14 protein-coding genes are annotated in these 26,601 nt (G+C 59.9%); 8 read left to right on the forward strand and 6 right to left on the reverse strand.

Annotated elements, in window-relative coordinates; all coding sequences use genetic code 11:
- Positions 1-40 precede the first annotated feature (40 nt).
- From M9920_09110 to rsmI, 8 genes are all read left to right on the forward strand, one after another.
- A complete protein-coding gene (locus M9920_09110) occupies positions 41-2,521 on the forward strand; it encodes an Ig-like domain-containing protein (protein MCO5052448.1) in 2,481 nt (826 codons plus the stop codon).
- 84 nt (positions 2,522-2,605) lie between these two features.
- Positions 2,606-6,886: a S8 family serine peptidase gene (locus tag M9920_09115; GenBank protein MCO5052449.1), complete on the forward strand. Its 4,281-nt coding sequence runs from the start codon at positions 2,606-2,608 to the stop codon at positions 6,884-6,886.
- A 103-nt stretch (positions 6,887-6,989) separates the two neighbouring features.
- Complete coding sequence (locus M9920_09120) at positions 6,990-7,364, forward strand: hypothetical protein (GenBank protein MCO5052450.1); 375 nt, start codon at positions 6,990-6,992, stop codon at positions 7,362-7,364.
- 149 nt (positions 7,365-7,513) lie between these two features.
- Positions 7,514-7,810, forward strand: coding sequence for a hypothetical protein (locus tag M9920_09125; GenBank protein ID MCO5052451.1), 297 nt, complete (start codon positions 7,514-7,516; stop codon positions 7,808-7,810).
- A 23-nt stretch (positions 7,811-7,833) separates the two neighbouring features.
- Positions 7,834-8,844 carry a UPF0236 family protein gene (locus M9920_09130; GenBank protein ID MCO5052452.1) on the forward strand — a complete coding sequence of 337 codons (1,011 nt, stop codon included), beginning with the start codon at positions 7,834-7,836 and terminating at the stop codon, positions 8,842-8,844.
- A gap of 243 nt (positions 8,845-9,087) precedes the next feature.
- Positions 9,088-9,300, forward strand: coding sequence for a cold-shock protein (locus M9920_09135; protein MCO5052453.1), 213 nt, complete (start codon positions 9,088-9,090; stop codon positions 9,298-9,300).
- Positions 9,301-9,367: 67 nt separating this feature from the next.
- The gene (gene hemW, locus M9920_09140) at positions 9,368-10,555 is read left to right on the forward strand and encodes a radical SAM family heme chaperone HemW (GenBank protein ID MCO5052454.1); all 1,188 of its coding nucleotides are present in this window, start codon (positions 9,368-9,370) and stop codon (positions 10,553-10,555) included.
- Between the two features lie 3 nt (positions 10,556-10,558).
- The gene (rsmI, locus tag M9920_09145) at positions 10,559-11,284 is read left to right on the forward strand and encodes a 16S rRNA (cytidine(1402)-2'-O)-methyltransferase (GenBank protein ID MCO5052455.1); all 726 of its coding nucleotides are present in this window, start codon (positions 10,559-10,561) and stop codon (positions 11,282-11,284) included.
- Between the two features lie 37 nt (positions 11,285-11,321).
- Here rsmI and M9920_09150 read toward each other — a convergent pair whose 3' ends face one another.
- The 6 genes from M9920_09150 to M9920_09175 form a co-directional block, all read right to left on the reverse strand.
- Positions 11,322-12,812 carry a hypothetical protein gene (locus tag M9920_09150; protein MCO5052456.1) on the reverse strand — a complete coding sequence of 497 codons (1,491 nt, stop codon included), beginning with the start codon at positions 12,810-12,812 and terminating at the stop codon, positions 11,322-11,324.
- Positions 12,813-12,924: 112 nt separating this feature from the next.
- Positions 12,925-16,098 carry a c-type cytochrome gene (locus M9920_09155; GenBank protein ID MCO5052457.1) on the reverse strand — a complete coding sequence of 1,058 codons (3,174 nt, stop codon included), beginning with the start codon at positions 16,096-16,098 and terminating at the stop codon, positions 12,925-12,927.
- 103 nt (positions 16,099-16,201) lie between these two features.
- Complete coding sequence (locus M9920_09160; protein MCO5052458.1) at positions 16,202-18,544, reverse strand: glycoside hydrolase N-terminal domain-containing protein; 2,343 nt, start codon at positions 18,542-18,544, stop codon at positions 16,202-16,204.
- A gap of 82 nt (positions 18,545-18,626) precedes the next feature.
- Positions 18,627-22,511 (reverse strand): DUF4981 domain-containing protein, encoded by a 3,885-nt coding sequence (locus M9920_09165; protein MCO5052459.1) that lies wholly within the window; start codon positions 22,509-22,511, stop codon positions 18,627-18,629.
- Positions 22,512-22,584: 73 nt separating this feature from the next.
- Complete coding sequence (locus M9920_09170; GenBank protein MCO5052460.1) at positions 22,585-23,250, reverse strand: response regulator transcription factor; 666 nt, start codon at positions 23,248-23,250, stop codon at positions 22,585-22,587.
- Positions 23,251-23,302: 52 nt separating this feature from the next.
- Entirely contained in the window at positions 23,303-26,482 is a 3,180-nt protein-coding gene (locus M9920_09175) for an ATP-binding protein (protein MCO5052461.1), read from the reverse strand.
- Positions 26,483-26,601 lie beyond the last annotated feature (119 nt).

Raw genomic sequence — 26,601 nt, forward strand, 5'->3', positions numbered from 1 at the left:
ATTTTTTTGCGATGCCCTCTTTTCGATGTGTTGTAAAGGAGTGTTGTATTCGGTAAGTCGTAAGACGTGGAGTGTCTTCTTCAGTTGTCTTTCACTTTTCGTCCTGATTCCAGCTGCGCCGGCGGCGGACGTTACTTTGGCGTGGGATGCCAGTCCTGATGCCACGGTGGTCGGCTATCGTGTTTATTATGGCAGCGTCAGCGGCAATTACACCAATTTCATCCAGGTTGGAAACGTCACCACTGCTATCGTGCCGAATCTGCGCGCTGGCAACAGGTACTATTTTGCCGCCACTGCTAACGATTCTGATGATCTTGAAAGCCCCTTTTCCAATGAAGTTGGCTACACTGTTCCGTCCGTCAATCAACCGCCGACCTTGGGGGCGATTGGGGATGTAACGATTGATGAGGATGCGGGTTTACAGACGGTGGGATTAAGCGGGATAGGCGCGGGGAGCGGGGAGACGGGACAGGCGTTGACGGTGAGCGCGGTGTCGTCGAACCCGGGATTGATCCCGACGCCGGTGGTGAGTTACACGAGTCCGAACGGGACGGGGAGTTTACGATTTACGCCGGTGGCCGACGGGCACGGGAGCGCGGTGATCACGGTGACGGTGAACGACGGGCAGACGACGAACAACACGGTGAGCCGGAGCTTTACGGTGACGGTGCGTTCGGTGAACGACGCGCCGACGTTGGACGCGATCGTGGATCAGTACCTGGCGGGCAACGGCGGGGCGCGGACGGTGGGGTTGAGCGGGATCAGTTCGGGAGCGGCCAACGAGGCGGACGCGTTGACGGTGAGCGCGGTATCGTCGGACCCGAGCGTGGTGTTGCCTCCGGTGGTGAGTTACACGAGTCCGAGCGGGACGGGGAGTCTGCGGCTGGAGCCGGCGGCGAACCGGAGCGGGAGCGCGGTGATCACGGTGACGGTGAACGATGGGCAGGGGCAGAACGGGACGGTGAGCCGGAGCTTTACGGTGACAGTCCAAGCGGAGAACCAGTCGCCGACGATCTCGACGATCGCGGACCGGACCATCATTTCAGACACCAATAGCGGGCCGATCGGATTTGTCATCAGTGACGAAGATACGCTGGTTAATTCGCTGACTTTAACGGCCAGTTCATCCGCGCCGGGTATCGTTCCAGTTGCCGGCATCGTATTTGGAGGTAGCGGGACCAATCGAACGGTGCGGATCACGCCCGTTGCTGATTCTGCCGGGACCGCCCGGATTACGCTGACGGTGAGCGATGGCACGGCCTCCGCCAGCACCGCGTTTAATGTGATAGTGCAGAAGCCGCAGCCGGCGGTGGGACAATTGTCCGTGGTGAAGAACGGTGAAGGCACAATCACTCCCGATCTTACTGGCACGACGTTGATTGTGGGGCAGAGCTACACCGTCACGGCCATTCCGGCGTCCGGATATGTGTTCTCGAGTTGGAGTGGCAGCGTGGTCTCCACCTCGCCGACCCTCACTTTCATCATGCAATCCAACACGGTGATTCAGGCCAACTTTGTGGGGGACCCTTATCTGGCGGCGGCTGGGACCTACAATGGTTTGTTCAATGAAACCGATGAAGTGCGTTTGGAAAGCGCCGGGACGTTCAGCGTTTACGTGGATAACCAGGGCCATTACTCGGCCTGGGTGCAGATGGGATACGTTCGTTATCCATTTAGCGGAGCGTTGAGTCAGGAGCTGCGCGCCACCAATACCATCGCTCGTTGGGAGCAAAGTTCCCTCGTGGTCGAGTTGGAGGTGGGACGGGGAGCGACTGCGGGTCAGATTTTTGGGCGCATAACCGACGGACGCTGGACGGGGCAACTCTCAGGAGGACGTCCAGCGTCCAGTTCGGACCTTGCGGGTGAATATACCGCAGTGTTCCCGGGAATCGCCGGAGACCTCTCGCGTCCAGCCGGTGACGGTTATGCCACCATTCACGTGGCGGCCGATGGTCTGGCGACGATGAGCGGCACGTTGGCCGACGGCACCCGGTTCATGCAATCCGCCTACATCACGGTGGATGGCGACTGGCCCTTGGGCGTCTCCATGTATGCGGGCAAAGGTTTGATCCTGAGCTGGGTCACGTTTGCCAATCTCACCTCGAGCGATCTGAACGGGGACATGGTCTGGATCAAACAAGCCGGGGCCAGTGCCACGAGTTATCCACTCGGATTCGCGCTCGGCACCAAAGTGGTTGGTTCAGCGTATGTCGCTCCGCAAACGGAGGAGAAGGCGCTGAATCTCGCGGGCGGCGTGGTAAGCTTCAGCGGCGGCAACTTGACCGCACCATTTAACAATGTCGTCAGTATCAACCCGGGCAGCCAGGTGGTGAATCTGAGTCCGAACACCCTCACTTTCAATATCACTCCGAGTTCCGGATTGTTCAGTGGTCAGGTGCAAGAGCCTGATGGCGGACCGACCCACGCTTTCAACGGAGTAATCCTACAGAAACTGAACGCCGGGTATGGCACAATGGACGGTTCGCCGTTAGCCAGCCGCGTGGTCTTGGCGGCTCCGTAATTTTGACGGCTTGCGATAATTCAGAATGCAGGCGAATGGAGTCCGTCCATATTTAACTACTCCGACCTAAAGCGAATGATTTAAATGGCGAAAGTCCGTCCGATCAGCGACGAAAGACGTATCGGAAGCCGGCTGAGGTTGTTGGCAACCTTGGCCGTGCTGCCGTTGCTGGTCCCGTTCGCTTTCGCCGCGCCGCAAAAGGTGCGAGTGAGCGATCCGGTGTTGGCCGAGCAGTTGATCGAACGAGGCGGCCAGGTACTCGCCGATTATGGCAGCTTCAAAATCATTCGCACGGAGGGTGACTCCGCGGCGGCTTTGCGCGGTGGACGCGCGGGAGACACGGCCGACGAACTGCGGTTGAACGCGCGCAGCATCTCAACGCGGGACATTTCAAAGCAACGACCCCGCCCCACCCGGGCGCTGGCCAATGGACCGCAGTTGCACCTGGTTCAATTCGTCGGTCCGATCAAGCCCACGTGGCGCGAGCAATTACAGCAACTGGGCGCGCAAATCGTGAGTTACGTTCCCGCCAATGCCTACCTGATTCGCGGTGAAGCGGCGACGTTGGCGCAGGTGCAAGCCTGGGCTGCCGTGACGGATTACGTGCAATGGGATGATGACTACGCTGCGGAAGATAAATTAGCGTCCAACATTCGCCATCGGTTTGGTGGAGATTTACGCGTGGCCGAAACCAATGATTTGTTTGCGGTTCAGTTAATCGAATCCGCCGCGGACACTCCCGCAACGCTGACTTTGATTGAAGCGTTGAAACTGCAGCCCATCCAACGTGATTTTCGCGTTCTGCAATATCGTAATCTCATTGTGCGTTTGCCGTCGGGGCGGTTGGATGAATTGACCGCACGGCCGGATGTGGTTTCGATTCAACTTTATCAAGAGCCGCAACTGCGGGATGAGCGACAGGCTCAAATCATCGCCGGAGCTGGGGCCGGATCGCAGTCCGCTGGTCCTGGTTACCTCGCCTGGTTGGCGGGCAAGGGCTTTACGCAGGAGCAATTTGATGCCTCGGGATTCGTTGTGGATATCAGCGACAGTGGAATTGACAACGGCACGATTGCGCCCGGCCACCTGGCATTATATCGCTACGCTGACGCGCCGTTGGGCAGCCGCGTGGCGTATAACCGTTTATTCGGGACGCCACATTCGGGCAGCACGCTGGCCGGGTTGGACGGTCACGGTAATTTGAACGCGCACATTCTGGCGGGTTACGCCGACAATCTCACCGGGTTTCCGCACACGGACAGCGCTGGATTTCAATACGGTCTCGGCGTGTGTCCGTTTGTACAAATCGGCTCGTCGGTGGTGTTCGATCCGGATCAATTCACCCATCCGAATTATGTCGAGTTGCAAGCACGGGCTTATCAAGCCGGCGCGCGCATCAGCGTCAACAGTTGGGGCGCACCGGACAACACCTATTCGATTGACGCCCAGGCTTACGACGCCTTGGTGCGCGACGCGCAACCCGCAGGGTCGGTTCACGACACTCCAGGCAATCAAGAGATGGTAATTTTATTTGCCGCCGGCAACAGCGGACCGTCGCCCCATTCCGTCGGTGCTCCGGGCACGGCAAAAAACGTAATCACCGTGGGCGCTTCCGAGAATGTGCGTTCGCTCAGCCTTGCCAACGGCGGATCAAGCGCGTTTGGTAGTGACGGCGGCGGTTACACGGATTTGAATGCCGATGTCGCCGATGATCTCGCGCTGTTTTCGAGTCGCGGTCCGTGCAGCGATGGCCGACAGAAACCGGATCTGGTTGCTCCAGGAACGCATGTGGTCGGCGGTGTGCCGCAGAGTGCATTGACTTTGGATGGCTTGGGCACCGCGCTAAGCGGGTTCAAGGCGTCTTCGATTCTGGCGTTGAGCGGCAGCGGTACTCCTGGTAGTCCGGCGAATTTCTTTCCGTTGGGCCAACAGTTTTACACCGTTTCCTCGGGCACCAGTCACGCCGTCCCGGCGGTGGCGGGGGCTTGCGCTTTGTTGCGACAATATTTTCTGAATCAAAATCAGTCCGCGCCCAGTCCGGCGATGACCAAGGCGTATTTGATGAACAGCGCGCGCTATTTGACGGGCGCAGGGGTTGGTGACGATTTGTGGTCGTCGGGACAAGGGCTTGGGGCCGTCTGGTTGGATCGCGCCTTCGATGCGACCCCGCGAATTCTGCGCGATCAAATAACTGAAGATATTTTTACGGCTTCAGGGCAAGCCCGCGTGTTTACCGGGCGGATTGTGGATGCAGATAAACCCCTGCGAGTGACGCTGGCTTGGACGGATGCGCCGGGCAGCACGGTGGGGGACGCGTTTAACAACGATCTGGATTTGATGGTGCAGATTGGCACGAACCGGTATCTCGGCAATGTGTTCAGTGGTTCGGATTCGATTCAAGGTGGTAGTGCCGATTCGCGCAACAACGTCGAGAGCGTATTACTGCCCGCCGGAGTTTCTGGCGATATCGTCGTGACCGTGCTGGCGGCCAATATCAATTCGGATGGTGTGCCCAATTACGGCGGTCCATTAGATCAGGATTTTGCTCTGGTGATTTACAACGCGACCAACACCACCGTGCCGCTGATTCGCGCCGCCGCCGCCACGCTGACGGCCGAGGGATTCACCCCGGCCAATCAAGCGGTGGACCCGGACGAAATGGTGACGGTGCAGTTGGCTTTGGAAAATTATGGCACGCTTGACGCCTCGAATCTGTGGGTAACGTTGCTGGCCACCAACGGCGTTTCCAATCCAAGCGCCGCGATAAACTACGGCGACTTGGCGTCCGGCGTGGCGCCGGTCGAACGCGGTTTCAGCTTTACTGCGGTTGGCAACTGCGGCGGGGCCATTTCCCCCACGTTCCGTTTGCAAGACGCCAGCGGCGATTTGGGGTTGATAAATGTGGAATTGCCCTTGGGACAACGGATCATCACCACGCGGCAATTCACCAACGCCACCGAGTTGATCATTCCGGATAGCGGCCCGGCCTCGCTCTTTCCCAGCCCGATTACCGTGACGGGAATGAGCGGTAAAGTCATTGGAGTGACGGTGACCTTGGATGGGTTGACTCACGCCTGGCCGGAGGATGTGGACGTTTTGTTGGTCGGACCGAACGGACAAAAAGTCATGCTGCTGTCCGATTGTGGTGGCGGTAATTCCTGCTCCAATCTGAAATTGAATTTTTCCGTCGCGGCGACGCAATCCCTTCCGCAAGGCGGTCCGATGACCAGCGGAACTTACAAGCCGACGAATTACGGTTTGATCGGTGACGTGTTTTCCGCTCCCGCGCCGGGCGGGCCTTATGGCGATAAGTTGAGCGCTTTCGTTGGTGGCAGTCCCAACGGAACTTGGCGGTTATTTGTTCAAGATGACAGCGCCATGTCGGGTGGTCGCTTGCTGCGCGGTTGGAGTTTAAGTCTCACCACCTCGAATCTCGTTTGTGCCACCACGAGCCAGACTTTTGCCGACCTGGAACTCACCACGGAGATGGCGACCAATCGCATTGCCACCTGGAGCAACTTTACCATGACGATAACCGTGACCAATCACGGCGCAAATCCAGCGACGTTTGTCACGGTCAGCAATCAATTTCCCGCGAGTTATCTGTTGGATACCGCCGTTGCCGGCTACGGCTTGTGGACGTTGTCGAACTCGACGGGCTTATGGGAGATTGGCGCGCTTGATCCTGGCGAAGCGGTCAGCCTCGAGTTGTCCGGCAGGTGTCTGTTGGCCGGAGAACTTGTGAACTCCAGTGTGGTGCGCAGTTTTACTGATGATCCGCAGTTGGCCAACAACGGGGCGACGCTGGAGTTTTCTGTGGTTAAAATTGACGGCACCGGATTGGGCGTTGGTTCGGATCACCCCCCGTCGTTGTCGCCTCTATCGGATCGAGTGGTACACGCCGGCAGTCCGGTGCATTTCGTGGCGGCGGCAACCGTGCCCGATTCGCCCACCAACGAACTCACGTTTTCTTTGTTGAGCGGCGCGCCGGCGACCGCAACCATCAATCCCGTCTCAGGAGAATTTTTCTGGCAGACTCTGGATGTGGACGCCAACACCACCAACTTGATCGCCATTCAGGTTGCCAGCGTCGTTAATCCGACGCAGACAGATACGGGCACCTTCCACATCCTGGTGCAACCCCGGCCGCTGATGGCGAACATCATCCGTCAATCGGAGGCGATGGTGATCAGTTGGTCGGCGATCTCCGGCCAGCAATATCAGTTGGAGACGACGACGAATTTGCTCTCTGATTCCTGGGAGGAATTGGGGTCGGCGCTGACGGCCGTGAATTCGGCGATTTTCTACACCAACTCGCTCCCCATCCAATCGCAGCAGTTTTATCGCGTTCGCGTGATTCCTTGACCACATCGCGCCGCTCGGAGAAACGGGGTGGCTGGGACGCTGAGGAATCGAGTCGCCGAGAAATTCTTTTGCAATTCGGCGCCGCTCGAAACAAAATCTCCTCGTGACCGCGCCCCTGGCTCTGCTGTGCTACGAAGATATTCTTCCCGGTTCCCAATTGGTGAACCGGCTTCAAGATCAAGGCTACCGGGTGCAAACCATGTCGAGTGCCGCCGAACTCCCCGCTGCCGCCGCCGGCAGTGGCGCGATGTTGCTGCTGCTGGACCTCGTTTCACCGCAGCGGAATACTGACGCCGCCATCCGCAAATTGCGAAGTCAGGCGGAAACGGCGCATCTGCCCATTATCGCGTTTGCGGACGAAGCGGAAACCGAACTGCAAACCGCCGCCAAGGCGGCGGGCGCGAATTTGGTGACGACGGACGCCGCCATCGTCATTCACTTGGAACAATTGATCGAGCAAGCGTTGCGGGTGGATTAGAAACGTCGCGCTCCGCGTATTGCGCATGGCGCGCATGGCGTTTGTGTTGTCTGCAGCGGGTGTGATTGGAAGTGACGGTCAAAGGCTAATTTTTTGTAAGTGATTTAGCCCTGGCGCCTTGGAACGATTTTGTATATTTGAAGTGGTTCATGAACGATGAACGACCGAAATCCAAAAACGTTTCCCCTTCCCGCCGATCCCTGGAAGAGCGGTTGGCGCATCGGCCCGACGTGCTGGCACGGCTGCACGAACTGGCCGATACGCTCGACCAATCCGTCACCGACGACTGCACCGCCGATGAAGCCGAAGCGCGCGTGAGCGCGCAGGTGCGCCAATTGGCTCAGGAGCTTTTGGGCCAGTGGGCCCGCGAAGCCGAGGCCCACACCCAAGCCCAGGTGCCCCAGCGCCATCCGGATGCCATTCACTACGGTAAAAAAAAAGACTGACGTGGCAGACCACCTTTGGGTGGGTGGAAGTCCAGGAGACGCAATGGCGGCTGGGCCGGCGCGGCCGGTTGTTGCGCCCCTTCTGCCAACGGGCCAGGGTGAATCCGCGCGGCCGTTCGCGGCGGTTGCAACGGGCGCTGGTGGATTTCGGGGCCGAGGAAAGTTTTGCCCGCGCCGCTCAACGCGTGCGGGAACACTACGGGCTGGACGTGACGGCCACAGCGGTGCGCCAGCACACCTTGGCGCACGGGGCGCGGATCAGCGCCTTGGCCGTCACGCCGCCCAAACGCGCGGTCCGCACGCTGGTCACGCAACTGGACGGCAGTCTGATTCCCATCATGGTGCCGCCCACCCACAGCGAAGATCGTCGCTGCGGCAAACAACTCATCTGGCGCGAAGCGCGTTTGTGTCTGGCTCGGCCCAAAGACTCGGCCACGCCCTGCTACGGCGCCACCTTGGGCAGCGTGACGCTGGCTGGCGCGATGTGGCGGGCCACGGCCCAAGCCGCCGGGCTGGGCGCACGCACGCACGTCCATGGGGTGGGCGACGGGGCGGCCTGGATTCTCACCCAGTTCCAGGAACAGTTCGGCGCGCAAGGTGATTACTTGTTGGACTTCTACCACGTGAGCGAATACCTCGCGGCGGCCGCGACGGTGATTCACCCCAAAAATCCCGAACGCTGGCGCCGCCGCCAACAAAGCCGGTTGCTGGAAAACAAGGTGTCGGCCGTGCTGCGGGCGTTGACTGCGCACCTCGAACCCGAAGGCGTGCCGACCGCGCCCGTGCGGGCGGCGTACCGCTACTTGAGCGAACGGCGGGCGCATCTGGACTATGCGGGCGCACGGACGGCGGGACTGGAGATCGGCTCCGGCGAGATTGAAAGCGGCCATCGGCATGTGATTCAACAACGGCTCAAACTGGCGGGCAGTTGGTGGAAGGAAACCAACGCCGAAGCCATGCTAGGCCTACGCGTGGCCCGCGCCAACCAACTCTGGTCGCGCTACTGGTCCACGCCAAAACTCGGCCTCAATTGACCGTCACTTCCAATCACACCCGTCTGCAGCCTTCCCTTTTTCTCAGGGGCCGATCCGCAATATGCTTCCGTGCAAGCGCGTTGTTTTGCGACGTAACCCTGCCTGCTGGAAAAGTCTTGACGGCTTTGAAATTGGTTTTAAAGTCGCCACAGATGCCACGCTCGGAAGCCTGCCGATGGCCGGGTTGAAAATTGATTTCGAGTTGGGCGCATCAAAACCAGGTAATGCTTAGGAACAACAGGTATGGCAAGTGGTAAAGTTAAGTGGTTCGATAATAAAAAGGGGTTTGGCTTTATTGCCCAGGAAACCGGCCAGGATGTGTTCGTGCATCACACATCCATCATGGGCGGAGGATTCAAGACCTTGGACGAGGGCGAAGTCGTCACGTTCGAGCTTATCACGAGTGACAAAGGTCTCAAGGCTGAGAACGTCCAACGCAACCAACCGCAGGCTTAAGTTCCGCCTCCCCACGTTTGCAAAAATCTGCATCGCGACCCGTGCCGCGATCGGCTAGATTTTCTCCATGCCGGTCACGCCCGCAGTCGAGAGCCTCTATGTTCATGTGCCGTTTTGCGCCCAAAAGTGCGAGTATTGCGCATTCTATTCCGAGGCTTCCAACGGCGCTCTGATCAATCGCTACGTTCGCGCGCTCGAACGCGAATTGGAAATCGTGGCGGCGGATTTACGACCGCGCACGGTCTTTTTCGGTGGCGGCACGCCTTCCCTGCTCAATCTCAAACAGTGGGAAACCCTGCTGCTGGCCATGCAGCGACTCAGCCTGCTCGGAGCCGCTGAGTTCACGGTGGAATGTAACCCCGCCACCATTTCGTTGGACAAGGCCAGACTGCTGCGCGCGTTTGGCGTCAATCGCATTTCCATGGGCGTGCAGTCGTTCGATGAAACCCTATTGCAGCGTTTGGGGCGCATTCATTCGCGAGCAATGGTTTTCAAATCCTTCGATATTTTGCGGCAGGCCGGATTTGACAATCTGAACCTGGATCTCATGTTCGCGATTCCCGGTCAAACCCTGGCCATCTGGCGGGCCACTCTTGATGAGGCGCTCGCGCTCGGCAGTGAGCATTTATCCTGTTATGAGGTGATCTACGAGGAAGACACACCGCTTTATGCGCAACTGCAAGCCGGACAATTTGACGTGGATGAAAATCTCGCGTGCGACATGTTCGAGGAGTTGGTGCATCGCTCCGCCGCCGCCGGATTTCAGCAATACGAAATCGCCAACTTCGCCCGGTCGGCGCCGGGCGATCAAAGCGCGAGCGCGTTGCCGCATTCCGACCCGCTGTTGCCGACTCGGGCCTGCCAGCACAATGTGAACTATTGGCGCGGCGGAGACTTTCACGGTTTGGGACCCAGCGCGACTGGTTACGTTCGCGGCGTGCGGACAAAAAATTGGGCCAACACCCAGCTCTATTGCGATCAATTGGAAAAAGGTCAGCGCGCCATTGAATCGCGGGAGACGTTGCCGCCGTTGCAACGCGCCGGAGAGACCGCTGCCTTCGGGTTGCGCATGAACGCTGGCTGGCCGTTTACCCAATTCGAGCAGGTCACGGGCATGGATCTGCGGCGCGATTGGCAGGCGGACATGACGGCGTTGGTGGGCAAGGGCTGGGCGCAACTTTCCGCGGATCGTTTTCAACTGACCCCGCAGGGACTCCGTTTCGCCGATGCCGCCGCCGAAATTTTTCTGCGTTAAGTCATGGAAACCCGATCGCTGCCTCCGCTCACGCCCGCCACGCTTTATCTGGTGGCCACGCCGATTGGCAATCTGGAAGACATCACCCTGCGGGCGATTCGCGTGTTGCGTGAATGTGATGTGGTGGCGGCGGAGGACACGCGACGCACGGGGCAACTGCTGAAACATCTGGAACTGACCAAACCTTTGGTGAGCTATTTCCAGTTTAATGAAGCCCGGCGCGCCGAGGAAATTCTTCAGCGTTTGGCGCGCGGAGAGAAAGTCGCGCTGGTGACCGATGCGGGCAGTCCTGGCATCAGTGATCCGGGCGAGCGGGTGGTTCGCGCCGCGCTCGCCGCCGGCTTTCGCGTGGAAGCCGTACCCGGGGCTTGCGCGTTGGTGGCGGCGTTGACCGCCAGCGGTTTGCCGACCGACGAATTCCACTTCATCGGTTTTCTCCCGCACAAATCCGGGCAACGCCTGCGGCAGTTGGGAGCGCTTGCGACCACGCCCGGCACGTTGGTGCTTTACGAATCGCCTTACCGCATCGAAAAACTTTTGGGCGAATTACGCGAAGTATTTCCCGAGCGTCAAATCGTGCTGGCGCGGGAGCTGACGAAAAAATTTGAGGAATTTTTGCGTGGCACCGCGACTGAGCTTTTGGCTCAGGCGCAATCGCGATCGTGGAAAGGCGAGTTTGTGGTGTTGATAGCCCCGGCTGGATACAACGCTCCACCAATCCATCAGTGAATCGTGCGCGGACAACCGTTTCACGACGCAGGTGGCTTTATGGATGGTTCACCGGTTTTGTCGGCGACGTTCCGCGTCGAGCCACGCGCTTGAGCAAAGTGACAACGCCTTCCCGGATTTTAGGTTCCGCGCCCACTTCCAGATAACTGGTGCGCGCGCGCCATGTCGTGTAACCGCCCAGCGCGAACTGATCGGGCGGCGGTAGATAGCCGCTGCAACCGTTGGCCAGTTCCATCACCATCGTCAACGGGAATGGACTGGCCTCCTTGATCGCCAGGCCCGTGCTGCCGTACGTCTCGCACGGGGAGGTGCCGATGGCGAAATTGCCGAGTCGCAAGGCTTGAAGTTTCACTTCTTTTTTGGCGGGCCAATTGGCCATCCGCACGGTTTCATTCGCGTAGGCTTCCTCCCAGTTGCGCGGCGGCCGGTCTCCAACATTTTGCGCCAGATACTCTCGCGCGGCGCGTACATCGGTGGCACTGGGACGCCGCACTTTCAAAGTCAGTTTGCGTTCCATCATCGTTACCGGCACCCAGTCTTGATATTGCATGTTCTGAAGCGTCGTCAGCGTGGCGTCCGCCGCCGCGCGGGCGACCATGAAGCGATCGTTCCGCCAATTGGGCTGAGTGAAATCAATACAGTTGGCATCGCCACTGGTGCCGTTGCTCATCAGGGCGACAAACGGCTGGCCTTCCTCGACACCCAGATCGTGCGCGATGACGCGACAGAATTCGCCAAAATAATCCGCGGACAAACCCGCTTGCGAGACCCCGGCATAGTGCGTCGGATAATTGGCGAGCAAACCGAGCGGTTTGCCGGCCAGCGTTTGCACGGAAAGCACGGTGACCGCCGGGTCCACCGGTCCAGTCTGGCGGATCTTGTTGGTGTTTGCGTAACCCGGATTCATCATGACGATGTTGGTGGGTTGGCCGGTGAACGTGGCGGGTGGATGCATCGCCGCACCGGGTTGCATGATCCAGCGGCGGCAGTGAACGAACTCCGGGCAATCCGTTTTTCCCCAACCAATTCGCGCCGGCACCCGGTGTTGCCAGGCCTCGACGATGGCGGTCGTGATCCGCGGAATTAAAAACGCCACGTAGTCGGGTTCGACTTCGTTGCCGAGACAACTGTACGCCGCCGGCGCGGTGTGCGTGTGGGTGCTGGCAATAATCATTCGCTTGGTGGGAATGCCAGTGATTCGCGCGGCGGCGGTTTTGGCTGCGTCCATGGTTTCGCGATCCACCATGCAACTGTCAATCACCGCGATGGCTGCCGTTGTGCGACCGTCGTCCAGCACCAGGGCGCGCACGTGCAGCGGATCGAGAGCTTGAGTGGCCGTGGATAAAACCAGGCTTCCAGCCATGCGAATGGGATAATTTGTCGGCGTAATATCCACCAACGCGGCTCCGGCCCGAAACACTTTGGGCGCGGCGGCGGTAGTCATCGGACTGGTCAGCCAGCCACTGAGCAGCAGGATCAAACCCAAGACTGGCGCGCCTGTTTTTGCGCGGGTGATTGGTGGAAGCATTGGGCCGGTGATTCCGCTGCAATTCTGATTTGGTGACAAGAATCTCTTCATAGCTCGCTCGTAATGCCGTTGGCTCGTTCGTCGCGGATTATGGTTCAAGGTTTGCATAAGTTCACTCTCCTTTTAGACAGGCCAGCAAATCGGCCAGCTCCTGCGGGGTCATGGCTTCTTCCAATCCTTCGGGCATGAGCGATAACTGACCGACCGTCAGCCGGCTGATTCCCGAGCGCGGCACGGTTTCCTCCAGTCCCTGGGCCTGGCGCAACGTCACGCTCGTCGGCGTTTCACCGATGATCAAACCGGTCAACTCTCGTCCGTCCTGACATTCGATGGTGCAGGCGTTGAACCCGGCCACGACTTCGTAGTTCGGATGCACGATGTGCAACAGGATGCTTTCCTTGGGTTGATTGCGGATGCCCAGCAAATCCGGACCGACATTGTAACCCTCTCGATCCAGCCGATGGCAGGAGGCGCAATGAGTCGCGAACACCTTGTGTCCATTGACTGCCTGACCGGTCAGCTCGAGTACGGCGCGCGCTTTTTCGTAAGCCGCCATGCGATCACCGGTCGCTGCCGCGGCAAATAATTGGCGCGCGGTTTCACGAATCTCCGCGTCACGATGATGGCGCAACGCTTCGCGTTGAGCGTGGCTTAACATATTTTCCGGCAACCGTTGTGCCGCCATTGCGGCCAACAATTCCCGCGTATGTCGTGGTTGCGCGAGCAAGGCCGTTAATGCGGCGCCCCGCGTATTGGGCGATAAGGTGTTCCAATGTTCCAATCGCAATAATTCCTGCACCGCCGTTTCGCTCGGCAGACTGGTGAGCGCCCGCACGGCGGCGGTTTGTAACTCTGTCGGTTCGCTGGCGGTGAGTCGTGGCAGCAACGCAGTCGTGGCCGCCGCTGGGTCCACACTGGCGAGGAAGCCAATCGCCGCTTTCCGCGTCGCCACCGATTCCGAGTGGGTGGCAGCAAGCTGCGCGGCAACCGGGGTAAAACGGTTTTGCACTGCGGCGGGTAACGAAGCCGTTGTTCCACGGCGTCGCGCTGATTCCAATACCCCTTCCAGCGCGGCAATTCGCCACGGCGTCGCGGGCACGTCGGGCGGCGCCAGCAAATCGCATAAATTGGTGGTGGCCGCTTCAAGTTGTTCCGCTCCCAATACCTGGCCCAAGTCCGACCAAAATTCTACCGGTGCGGGTGACTCAGTCCGCTGAACGAGTTCTCGCGCCAGCCGCCATGCCGACTGCGTTTGAGGATCGAGACCGCTCAGCATGGCGGCGCGCATCCAACGATCCTGGCCGTCACGGCTGGCGAGTTGCGCCAACACCGTGATGGGATCAATTCTGGCTTTGCTAGCGAAATGGGCGTTGAGGCTTAGAGCCAGCCAAAATCGCGCGCGCGGATTCGGGTCCGTCGCAAGTTGAGGCAACAACTCCATAGGAATGTGAGCGCCGCTCCAGGGATGTTCCGCAACGACGCGCCACGCATTTTCGCGAAGCAGCGGATTGGCCGCGAGTGCGGCAGCCTGAACATGTTTCGCCAGTTGTTGGTGTGCTTCTTCCCTGGCTGACGTCGCCGTGAAACGGGTGAACTGGTTGTTCGTCGCTTGCGTGGTCAAAATAGCCAGCGTACGCAGCGCATTGAGTCTAAACAGGTCTGCGCCCGAATCCGTGTTGGTAGCAAAAGCGCTCCAACCTTCAGCCCGCAAGATGTTGCCGCGTTGTTCGAGTTCCGCTGCATCTGGTAATGGCCACGCCGCTTCAATCGCACGAAACGCTTCAGAACCGGGCGACTCGATCAGGAGCCGTTGCGCGGTTTCGCGTTGCCAGACGTTGGCCTGCCCCAGCATTTGCACCAGCGCTTCGCGGGACGCTTGGGCTGGCCAGGGTTCAGTTGGCGGACGGGATTTGGCGTTCAATCCGGTGATGCGCCAGATGCGGCCTCGATTACGTCCGGAAGTGAAATCCGTTCGCTTGCGCACCTCCACCGGCAGGTAATCCGGATGCTCAATGGTTTTGCGATACATGTCGCACACGTAAAGGGCGCCGTCCGGACCGTCCGCGAGGAAAACCGGGCGAAACCAATCGTCGGGTGAGGCCAGAAACTCGCGGCCTTCGTTGACCATGCGCGAAGCGAAAGTTGGTCCGACCTCCGTGAGCCGATCGCGATGCACCAGGTTGGCGGTTGGGTCGCACGCGAATGCGTCACCACGGTATTGGGCCGGCAACGCGTTTCCGCGATATACATGCACGGCGCAGGCGGCCGTGAACGTGCCCACATGCGAATCCGCGGTGGTGAGGTTTTCACTGATCGGATACAAGCGCGCGGCAAAGTTCTGGTTCGCCCCGCCGAGCAGGTCCGTCACCATGGTTTCCGGCACATTTTGCACGGCGTCCGCCCCGGTGTAGTTCGGGTTGCGCGCCAGATAGCGCGGAGCAATGACGGTTTGCTGAATATGCACCCGGTTCATGCAATGAAACCGATTTCCCGCCTCGTCGAAGGTTTGACCGAACTGACCGCGTCCGCCCACCGGTTCAATTTCCAAGGTGAAAGGATTAAACCGCGCGTCGGTGCCGATGTCCACGGCAGGCCGCCCGGGATGTTCCGGAGCGGAAATTTTGCCCGGACGCGTCAGGCCGCTGGTGATGTAAATCCAACCGTCCGGTCCGAGGAGAGGATGACTGACCCGCAATTGTGTGCTGCCATTGGTCGAGAACCCCGTGAGCAACACGCGTTGCACGTCCGCGTACCCGTCGCCATCGGTGTCCTTGAGAAATAAAATATCCGGGGCGCAGGTGACGATCAGCCCGCCATTCCAGGGCATCAAACCGTTGGGATAGGTGAGGTTCGTGGCGAAAAGGGTGCGCCGATCCATGCGCCCGTCGCCGTCGGTGTCGTCGAGACGGACGATGGCTGCTGCGGACGGCTGCCCTGGCGCCGGACCGGTGGGGTAATCACGATTCTCGACCACAAACAAACGTCCGGCGGTGTCCCAGGCCAACGCGCACGGTTGAAATACCAGCGGTTCGGCAGCAACTAATTCCACGCGAACCTCGGGATCGTGCTGGAACGCGGCCAGAGCTGACTCGGGGGACGCCGGACTTTCAAAGGCGCGACTTGGGAGCGCGACGGTCAAGGTGATGCAAAACAATACGACGGCTTGAAGTCTCGAAATTTTTCGTGCGCCACCGCTGGCGATGAAAGAGAAATTGCCGGGCGGCGTGTCGGATCGCGGCGCCCGGGCGGCGTTGATTGAATCGTCGGATGTCGCTGTGTTGTGCATCACCAATTGAGGAGCGCCGGCACGCTACACAAAGCAACTGACCGCGGCCAGTCATTTCGGGTGTGGCTCGCTTCGTCGCGCAAGTGCCTCGGTCCGGTGATGATTAACGCGGGCGAATGACGACGGGTTGGGCCGCATCCGCTGGCGTCTCCGGAACAGTTGCCGGTTTGGGGAGAGTGGCGGTGAGCACCTGTCCGCGTTTGAGGGTGATTTCAAAATTCTCACCAACTTTCCGCACGTCTGGCCGATCCCAGTTGGGCTGCCGCCCGCCAAAGTTATCGCGGATGCGGAGCCGACCGTCGCGCCCGGCGACCACGCGCAGCCAGGTGGTGGCGTTGTTTTCGCGCCGGGCTGAAACCCGGTGACCGCCTTCCGCGCGCAGGTCATCGAATGAGGCGTCATGCCAGCGCCACGGCGTCGCGGGGAAAATTCGGAGGACGCCCCAATCGCCGCTGCCAGGGGTGGCGCTCCAGCTTTGCAGCAACATTTCGTGGATTGCGGCCAGCGCGAGGAAATTTCCCTCCAGTGTGAATGGGCGGTAGCTGAAGTTGCTGAAGCCGTTCCCGGTTTGATCGCCATTGGCGTGAAAGCCGTTCCGCAGAATAAAGGCGCGCGAGTAAATATCCAGATTGCGCAGCGCTTCCTCCGGCTGTCCCACACGCGCGGAAAGAGCGGCCATCCAGGTGAAAGAGTAACCGCACCACAACTGCGTGCCGAGTCCACGCCATTGTTTCAGCGAAGCCTCGATGATCTGTTGGTCGCGCGCGCCCGTCTCGACCGTCACCAGGTTGAAGGGATACAAGCCCATCAGGTTCGAGAGATGCCGGTGGCTTTCGGGCAGCGCGGTTTGTTCATCAAGCAACAACGTGCCGTCCGCCAGGGCGTGCCAATCGCCCAATTGCCGGTCCGCCTTTACCCACTGAGCCGCGTCGTCCGGGTGGCCGGCGGCGGTGGCCATTTCCTCGAGCGCCCGGAACAAGATGCGCAGCGACATCAGATCGTAGTTGCTGTTGGGAATCAGAAATGCCTGGCGGCGGTTGTCGAAGACTTCGGGTGAACTGGACAGTGGCAGTTTCAGCATGCCGTTCGCGTCCGGTTTGAGCAAACTCAACAGGCAAACGCCGATTTCACGACACCACGGATAAGCGCGGGTGCGGAGGAAGCGTTCATCGCTCGTGTATCGCCAGTGCAGATAGAACAAGTGCGCGTTCCACGCGCCCATGGTGGGCGAGAGGCTGTATTGACCCCAGCCGCCAAGCGCCTGACCTTTGCGACTCATCACTCCGGGCACCGCCGCGCCGGGCGCGTCGTAGAAATCCTTCGCGAACGTGCGGAACGTGGGCAACAAATCCCAGAGCAGGTCGAGAAAGGTTGCGCCCTCATCAAACTGGCCCGCTGCTTGATAACCCATGTAAGTCATCTGCGTATTCAGGTCGTTATGATAATCGCCCTTCCACGGTGGCAATTCACCCGCGTCCGCCGTCCAGACGCCTTGCAACGGCATCGGCGGCGCGCCGCGCCGTGACGCCGCGCCGTAGAAATAGCGCACGAGATAGTAGTGCCGCAGGAGGTGTGGCTCGGGCACGACGACCCGCGAGTGATCCCAGAAATCAGCCCACCAGCGGGTGTGTTTGCGCAACAAGTTTTCGTAGCCGGTTCGCAACGCTTTTTCCACGCGCCGTTGCGCGACGGCCTGTGGACGCTTGCCTTCGTCGCGGGTGGCGACCGTCACCGCCAACAATGTGGTTTGGCCGACGCGGCGCCAGGCGGCGTAAACGGCATACGCAAAACCGTCGGCGGCCGATTGTTCAAACCAACAGGAATCCTGGGAGGCACCCGTTCGGGGCGCGGGATAACCGAGTTTCTTGACGGATTCCGGCGACTGAATCCGAACCGCTTTCAGGGGCGGCCCGGCCAGACGCAGCAACGCGACTGGAGCCGACACCGAGTTCGCATCCACAAACATCCGGCCTTCCGTGTCGTCGTTGAATTGGATCCGGCCTTCCGCCGTGGCGAGGTTCAGCTCGAAGGCGGCGACGGTTTGTGATGCGTCGAGCGTAATCTCGACACGTCCGGCGGGAAGTTTGGTGGGCGGCCCGTTGTAATCGTAATTCGAATCGAAGATGTCGTTGAACTCGTCCATGCGATTGCTGGCGACGAGTTGTTGCATGGTGCGCCAGTTAAATTGCGACCGCACTTCGGTGAAGCGTCGGGACGGACGTTCATCCCAAAGATCGCCGCGATCCAGCGACAACCGCAGCGTATTGGTTTCGCCCCAGAGCAGGACGCCCATCGCGCCGTTGCCGAGCGGCACGGCCTCATCCCAGGTCCGGATGGGCGCGGCCAGTTGCAGATTGAGGGAGGCGGGCGGGAGAAACTCGTCCGCCCACAACGAGGTGGCGCTCAGCGCGAGGGCCGCTAGCAATGATTTAAATGACTGGTTCATGTTGGAAAAGCGCGCCTCACCACCGGCAGCAACGACGGCGGTGAAACGGGCGCGTCAGTTATCAGCGAGGTTCGCCCGGACTTCAAGGCAGAATCTCCAACTCAGCGCCGGAGGCGAAGTCGTTGCCGTTCACTTCGCTCAAGGCAACGAAGCGTAGATAACGCGCGCTGGCCGGTTCCTTCAGGGTGATTTTTTGCTTTTGCGAGGAGTTGGGAAAACGGCCTTCCGCCACCGGACGCCAATGTTCGGCGTCCGTGCTGATCTCGAATCGGTATTGCGCCACGCGTCCGTTGGCGCTGTCTTGTCGTGGTAAGTAAGCCAGCGCGCAAAAGGTTTTGACGCTGCCGAGGTCCAGTTCAATCGAGTGCGGGAACTTGGTCAAAGTCAGCGCGTATTCGGTGTGCCAGTAGGTGTCAGGATCGCCGTCAATCAGATGTTCGGCTTCGCCTTCATCGCGTTGCTGGCTGTCCACGTATTTGATGGTGGCTCGCAACGATTCAGCCGTCACCGGCACTTCAAACTCCGTCGGCTTCGCGGAGGCCCATCCGGTGCGTTCCGCCCAGGCGCTGATTTTGTCGCCGACTTTCGCGCTGATCGGCGCGGTGAAGGTTTGAATTTCACCGTCGTTCAACCGGTAAAAGATGTTGGCGTCATGTGTTCCCGTGCTGAGTTGCAGTTTTCCCTTTTGCAACCTGATGGCGACCGGTGCGACCGTGGCCGTACTCACCCGGGCGGTTGCGGCCAGGTCGGATTTTTTATTCACCGGACGGATCAGGAAACCGAGATGATACGCGCGGTTCGAGCGTGGGATGTCGCGTTCCATCGGGCCGGGACCACAAGACGCGCCGCCCATGCCGAGGTTGGCGCAATTCAACGTGAGCACCGTGCGGTGCGTGGCGGGCAATTCCGGCGGATGATTCACCTGCAACAATTCCGTGGCGGAGTAGGGCAGGGCGGCGGCGCTCAACGGATTCTCCAACGCGGCGAAAATCACGCCGGCGCCTTGCGCGTCGGTCAACGCCAGCCAGCGGACTTCCTCGCGATTCGCCATGTCGTTCGGGCGGGCGTAGGGTTCAAACATTTCGCGCACCGTCCGCGAGTATTGACCCAGGAACGAACCACTTTTCCGGTCGGGATAATTTTCCTCCGGGCCGCGACCAAAATAGGTGACGCGCGAAAAGGATTCGGGCAATTCCAGTTGCACCCCCAGTCGTGCGAGTGGCAGCGTCGGTCCTTCCGGCACGAGCGCGGTCTGCAAGGCGATGCTGCCATCGGGGTAGATCGTCCATTCCAACTGCGCCCGGATCTGGAGCGCATCTTCGGCCAACGGTCCCTGCGCCTCCACGCGGGTGTGGTTGCCGCCGAAATCCAGCACCCGTTCGGCCTGAAGTCCGTGCGCCAGCACCGCAGCCACGATGCGCACGCAATTTCTTTCTGGTTCGACTTGGAAAGCGGTGGCGTGTTGGGTGAGTTGACGCAGACCCTGTTCGAACCATTTGTTCATGGTCCACACGTCGTTGTTCAGCGGACAGCGGAATGCGTTGATTCCAAAGTTGCCTTCGGACGCAGGCGCGGCCATTGGCAGAAGCATGTTTTTCCCGCCGTAACGCAGTTGCGTGAGCATGCCGGTGCGCGGATCGAAGTCCGCGCGGAAACGATCACCCGCCACCGAAACATGATCAGGCGTTTCAGTGACATCCAGAATTGAGTCAGCGATCACCAGCGCGGGTTTGTTGGAAACGGAATTCGGTATCGGAATTTGATCAAACATCAGCTCATAGCCGCGCGGCGCCCAATCGTACTTGCGCGCCAGTCGAAAACTGAACCGCAGCGCGTATTCTGCGCCGGGCCGAAAACGCGGTCGGCGGAAGGGAACGGTTACGGTCTTTTTTTCACGCGGACCAATCCGAGGCAGCGCTAGCTTGCCGGATTGAATGACCTTGCCGTCCTCGGAGAGTTCCCAAACGACCTGAAATTCCATCAGGTCTTTGAAGAAGTATTTGTTGAAAATTTCCACTTCACCCTGGGCGGCGTTGTGCGGCGTCACCGTAATATTTTGATAGACGTGCTTCACCTCAAAGTAACACGGCTTGGGCGTGCGATCCGCGAACACCACGCCTTTGACGATGAATTGGCCGTCGTTGGGCGCGTCCCCGAAATCGCCGCCGTAGGCGACAAACCGTTCGCCGGCGGCGTTGGTTTGGTACAGGCCCTGATCGCACCATTCCCAGATGGCCGCGCCGAGGATGCGGTCTGAAGATTCAATCGCTGCCCAATAATCGGCCAGATTGCCGAGCGCGTTGTTCATGATGTGCGCGTATTCCGAGATGTAGAACGGGTATTTGATGCCGCGTGCGCCGCGCGCCGCGCGCTCGACCCAGCCGACGTCGGGATATTGATTGCTGCCCAGATCCACGATGTCATTGTTGCGTTCGTATTGCGTCGGGCGGGAAGGGGCGCGAGCTTTCAACGCTTGTTCTGCCACGACGAAATTGTGTCCGGGTCCGGCTTCGTTGCCGAGCGACCAGATGACGACGCACGGATGATTTTTGTCGCGTTCAATCATGGCCATGACGCGGTCCACATGCGCCGCTTCCCATTCTTTCGGATGCGATAGCGAATCCTTGCCGTAGTAATAACCGTGCGACTCGATGTTGGCTTCGTCGAGAAGGTAGATGCCGTATTTGTTGCAGAGGTAATACCAGTAGGGATCGTTCGGATAATGCGAGGTACGGACGTGATTCACGTTGGCTTGTTTGAGGCGCAATAAATCCAGTTCCATCTGCGCGCGAGACAAAGCGTGGCCGGTGTCGGGGAAATTTTCGTGCCGATTGACGCCCTTGAGTTTGACGGGCTGGCCGTTGACGAGGAAAACCTGATTTTTGATTTCCACTTTGCGGAAGCCGACTTGCGCGGAGACAAACTCGCGCATTTTCCCTTTTGCGTCCTGCAAGGCCAGCACCAGCGTGTAGAGTTCGGGAGTTTCCGCCGTCCACTGGCGCGGATTATTCACGGCCAGTGTCGCGGTGAAATTCGTGCCCGCCGGCTGGATGATCTGGGTGATTACCGCTTTGCCATTGGCATCGTGCAGCGTTGCCACGAGTTGACTGGTGTTCGCCTCCGACCCGGCGAGGTCGCCGGTGATTTTCAATTCACCGTTCTGATAGGCGGCGTCCAGATCGGGCACGGCGAAGAAATCGCGCACGAAAGTTTGGGGTCGCGCTTGCAGCGACACGCTGCGGAAAATGCCCGAAAGCCGCCACATGTCCTGACATTCCAGATACGAGCCATCCGAGAAGCGATAGACCTCGGCGGCGACGATGTTTTTTCCGGGTTTGAGAAAGCGCGTGATGTTGAACGCGGCGGGCGAGCGCGAGTCTTTGGAAAAGCCGACGTAGTGGCCGTTGATCCAGAGATAGAAGAACGAGTCCACACCGTCGAAGTTGATAAACACTTCACGTCCGGCCCAAGCTTTCGGCACTTCGAAGTCACGGCGATAGGATCCGACCGGATTGCGGTTGCGGAACGCGGTGTAATTTGTCGGCGGTTCGCCCATCACGCGCGGCCAATCGCGTTTGAACAGATAACGCTGGTTGGAATAAACCGGCACGTCGTACCCCTGACATTGCCACGAGGACGGCACGGCGATTTCCTTCCAGCCGGACACGTCGAACTCCGGCTGAAAAAAATCCTGCGGTCGTTCGCTTGGTTGTTTGACCCAGTGAAATTTCCACGGGCCGTCCAGCGAACGCCAGTAACGCGAATGTTCCGGCAGGATTTTTAACGCGGATTTTTCATCGTCGAACGAGGCAAACGTGGCGCGGGCCGGCTCCTTGTTGAGCGACAGGTTTTGTTCCTGTTCCCACTCATGGCCGGTGGGGGATTGCGCCGCGCTGGAAAGACCGTGAGCCAGCAGACTGCCGCTGACGCCGAGAGCGAAAAACAGTTTGGTGAGGTGGAGGTGCATGGGCGTTGGATTCAATGGCCCGCTCGCGCCGGAGGCGGCGCGCTGACAACGGCAACCGATGATCGGTGACGACTCAATGTCCGAGGTATTTTAACGTGGCTTCAGTCCGGCTGTGGACGTGCAGTTTATCGTAAATGGTGCGCACGTAACTGCGCACGGTTTCAAAACTGATGCCGAGCAGTCCGGCGATTTCCTTGTAGGCGTGACCTTTGGCCAGCAACGCGAGCACCTGCTCCTCGCGTTCCGTGAGGGTGCTGACTTCTGGCGCGCGTTGTGGCGGGGTCGGGACTTGATTGATCTCCTGGAAGAAGCGCACGACGCGGCGGGCAATCTGGCGGGACATCGGCGCGCCGCCACTGGTGATTTCGCGGATGGCTTCCAGCAGTTTGTCTTTCGGCGTGCGTTTCAACAGGTAACCCGTTGCGCCCGCTTGCAGGGATTTGAAAATCTGTTCGCTGTCGTCATAGACCGTCAGCATCAACACCGGCACGTCCGGCGCCACGGTTTTGAGTTGGCGCACACATTCGGTGCCGAGCATTCCGGGCATATTGATATCCATCAGGACCACGTCGGGACGGTTGCTGGGAATGTGTTTGAGCGCGGTCAGGCCGTCCGGGTAGGCGGCGCGACATTGGAAGCCGGGCGAGCTGTCAATCATCCGCGCGAGATTGGAACGAATTCCGACGTCATCCTCCACCACGGCCACTTGAATCTTCTTAGTCACGCGCGGTTTACTCATAAGCGTTCCGGTCGCCAAGAGCCATCCCACATTGATGTTAGACCCGGCGGTTTCATTCGTTTCTAGGGGTGGAAATGTTGAAGGTTAAACGCACCCGCGTCCCTTTTCCCGGAGTGCTGATAAACGCCGCCTGCCCGCCACATTCAGCCAGGCGCGAGGCGATGTTACCCAGGCCGTTGCCCCCCGGAGCGACTTTTTGTGGATCAAACCCGCGGCCGTTATCTTCGATTTCCACCTGGACCTGTGCGCCCCGCAGTTTCAAGCGCAACCAGACTTCGGAAGCGCCCGAGTGTTTGAGCGCGTTGTTGCACGCTTCCTTGATCGCCAGGAAAACGCCATGCCGCAGATCGGCGCGCACCGCCAGATTCGGCAGCTCCTCCGGCAGATCATGCCAGCAACGCACTTTCGTGCCTTCAAAACATTCATCGGCGAAGCGCCCGATGTACTCGGCGAAACGCGGCAGATTATCGTTGTGCGGATTGGTCGCCCAAACAATTTCGTCCAGCCCCTGAACCGCCGCGCGCACTTGATCACCAATCCGCCCGAACTGTTCCCGCACGGCGGGGGCTTCGTTCTCGTCCTGCCCGACATCGCTCAGAATGGAGACGCGCGTGAGGAGGCCGCCGATGTGATCGTGCATGTCCTGCGAGATGCGGAGTCGTTCGCGCGCGACCGCATTTTGCAATTCCAACAACGCGAGCCGTTGCTGGTAGCGTTGTCGCACCAGGGTCGAGACGCCTCCCACCAACAGCCCGGAAAAACCCAGGCCAAGCAGCAACCGAAACCAACCCGTCTCCCAGAATCGCGGCAGGACGTTTACGCGCAGAACCACCTCCTGCGGACTCCAAACGCCGGCCGAGTTGCAGGCGGTGACCCGGAATTCATACTTGCCCGGGCTGAGCGGACTGTAGCGGGCGACGCGGCGCGTATCGGCCTCGACCCAATCTCCGTCCACGGGAAACAATTTGAAGCGGAAGCGCACGCGTTCAGGCGAGCGAAAGCTGAGGCCGGTGTATTGAAATTCGCAATCGCGGCGGCCCGCCGGGATCGTCACCGTGGCCGGAGCGTCGGGTCGCGCGAGTCGGGCGGAGTGGTTGATGGGGACCAGCTGGCGGTCGGCGCGCACTTCTTCCAACAGCACTTTTGGCGGCACGGAATCGTACTCCTGATGGCGCGGATCAATGATCACCACCCCTTTCACGGTGGCAAAGGCCAGCGCTCCCGAGCGCAACTGGCAGGCGGCGGGCGACGAGCCCCCGGTACATTCCTCGGCGAGCATTCCCGCGTTGCGCCCGAATGCTTGCGGATGCAGGAAGGTCCGGCGTCCGCCTGCCAGTTCTTCCAGTTCAAACCGGTTGATCCGGAAAATACCGCGATTGCAGCCCAGCCAAAGGTCGCCCTGATCGTCTTCGAGAATTTGCGAGATGGTGTCGTCGCCCAGACCCTGCTGGATGCTGAAGTTTTGGAAGCGGCCATTTTGAAAGCGAACCAGTCCCGCTCCGCCCGTACCAATCCAAAGCACGCCGTTGGCGCTGCGATGCAGGACCCGCACATGACTGCTGGGCAAACCGTCTTTGGCGGTGAAGGTGGTCACTTGGTCCGCTTGCAGGCGACTCAACCCGCCCGCCAGCGAGCCGGTCCAAAGCGTGCCGTCCGCTTCTTCCTGGAAGCAGGTGATGGCGCCGCGCCCCAGGTGGTGCGGCAACACTTCCGTTTGTCCCGCGCGTATCCGGATGACTTTGCCTTGATACGTGCCGACCCAGATGGCGCCGGATTGACTTTCCAGCAGGGCGGAAACGGTCGCGCCGATCATCCATTCGGGAGTTTGCGAGGGCGGCGTCCAGGTTTGCGGCGGACTGGTGAACGCGGCGGCGAGTTGGTTGCTGCGCCAGCAAAGCAAACTGTTGACGCCACCCCACCAGACACTGCCATTGCGCGTCGTCAGGATGGTTTCGACAAATGGATAGTAGGCGTTGTAGGTGGTGTTGGTCAGGAGCCGCAAGCCGCCGGTTTCCGAGCGATACATCCCCCCGCCCGTCGTGCCCACCCAAAGCTGTCCATCCGCCGCCTCGGCCACGGAACGCACGTAATCGTTGGTCAAACCCGAATCCACGTCCAGCGTGACCAGCTTGCTCGCCGTCAGCCGATCCAATCCAGACGTGCGGTGGCCGATCCAAAGATTTCCCTCGCGATCCACGCAGAGCGAACGAACGGCGCGGTCGGATAAACCGGCCCGGTCCGGGATTGGGTGGAAGCGTTCATCCTTGAAATAGTAAAGCCCCGCGTCGAGTGATCCGGCCCAGATCGTGCCGTCGTTGTCCTCCGCGAGACTGGTCACGTAAGCGAAAGGCACGCCGGCGGTTTGATCGTAGCGCGTCCAGGCGCCATCGGCTTGACGGCAGAGGATTTTGCCGTTGCCGATGCTGGCCCACAAACGCCCGCGCTGATCTTCCAGGAGGCAATAGGGGACGATGTTGGTGTCCGGCGCGGGACCGGTTTCCCGAGTCAAGGTTTCGTTGCGCCACGAGTAAAGTTCATTCGCGGTGGCGACCCAGATTGTGCCATCGCGCGACTTCAAAAGGGTGCGGATGAAGTTCCGCGGCAATTGGGTCAAGGTGGGATGATGGAGGAGTTGCTCCTGATCCCAGAGCAGCAGGCCCTCGTTTGAACCCACCCACAAATGACCCTGCGAATTGGCGATCAGGCTGGTGATGGTCTCATCGCCGGAAATGCCCGCGCCGGAAATCGGCTCGATGCGCCCCGCGCGCAGACGGCACAGACCGCCGTTGATGGTTCCAATCCACAAGTCGCCCGCGTCGTCTTCAAACAACGAACGCACCTGCAAATTGGGCAATCCATCCGCCAACCCAAACACCTTGAAGCGCACGCCGTCGAAGCGCGCCAACCCCGCCAGCGTGCCGAGCCAGAGATAACCATTGCGCGCCTGAATGATGCTCGTCACCGTGTTCTGCGGCAGCCCGGCTTCAATGCCCCAGGTGCGGACGACAAATTCCCGTTCCTGGTCGAGCCAGTTGGTGGTCGCGGCGCCGAGATCGAGGGCGACTGGTCCACCGCGAAGCAATCCGCTCGCGAGGCCAAGCAACAGGACGAGCCGGGAAAACGCGCCGGAGAACCGCCGCCAGGCTGGGCGCATGAAATCACGGAGGGGCGACAAAGCATCGTCTCCGGGTGAGCCGATGATCACGGCTTCACCTGCGGTGCGAGCTGCCAAAGATCGTTGCCGCAGCGGGATCACGCCGAAAATTTACCTGATGCACCGCCCGCGCGACAATGCTCATTTATGACGCGGATGGCGTGGGGCGGTTGTTGAGTGTTCGCGATCAACCGCCG

The organism is Verrucomicrobiia bacterium, assembly GCA_023953615.1.
Taxonomy (GTDB): Bacteria; Verrucomicrobiota; Verrucomicrobiia; order Limisphaerales; family JADLHS01; genus JADLHS01.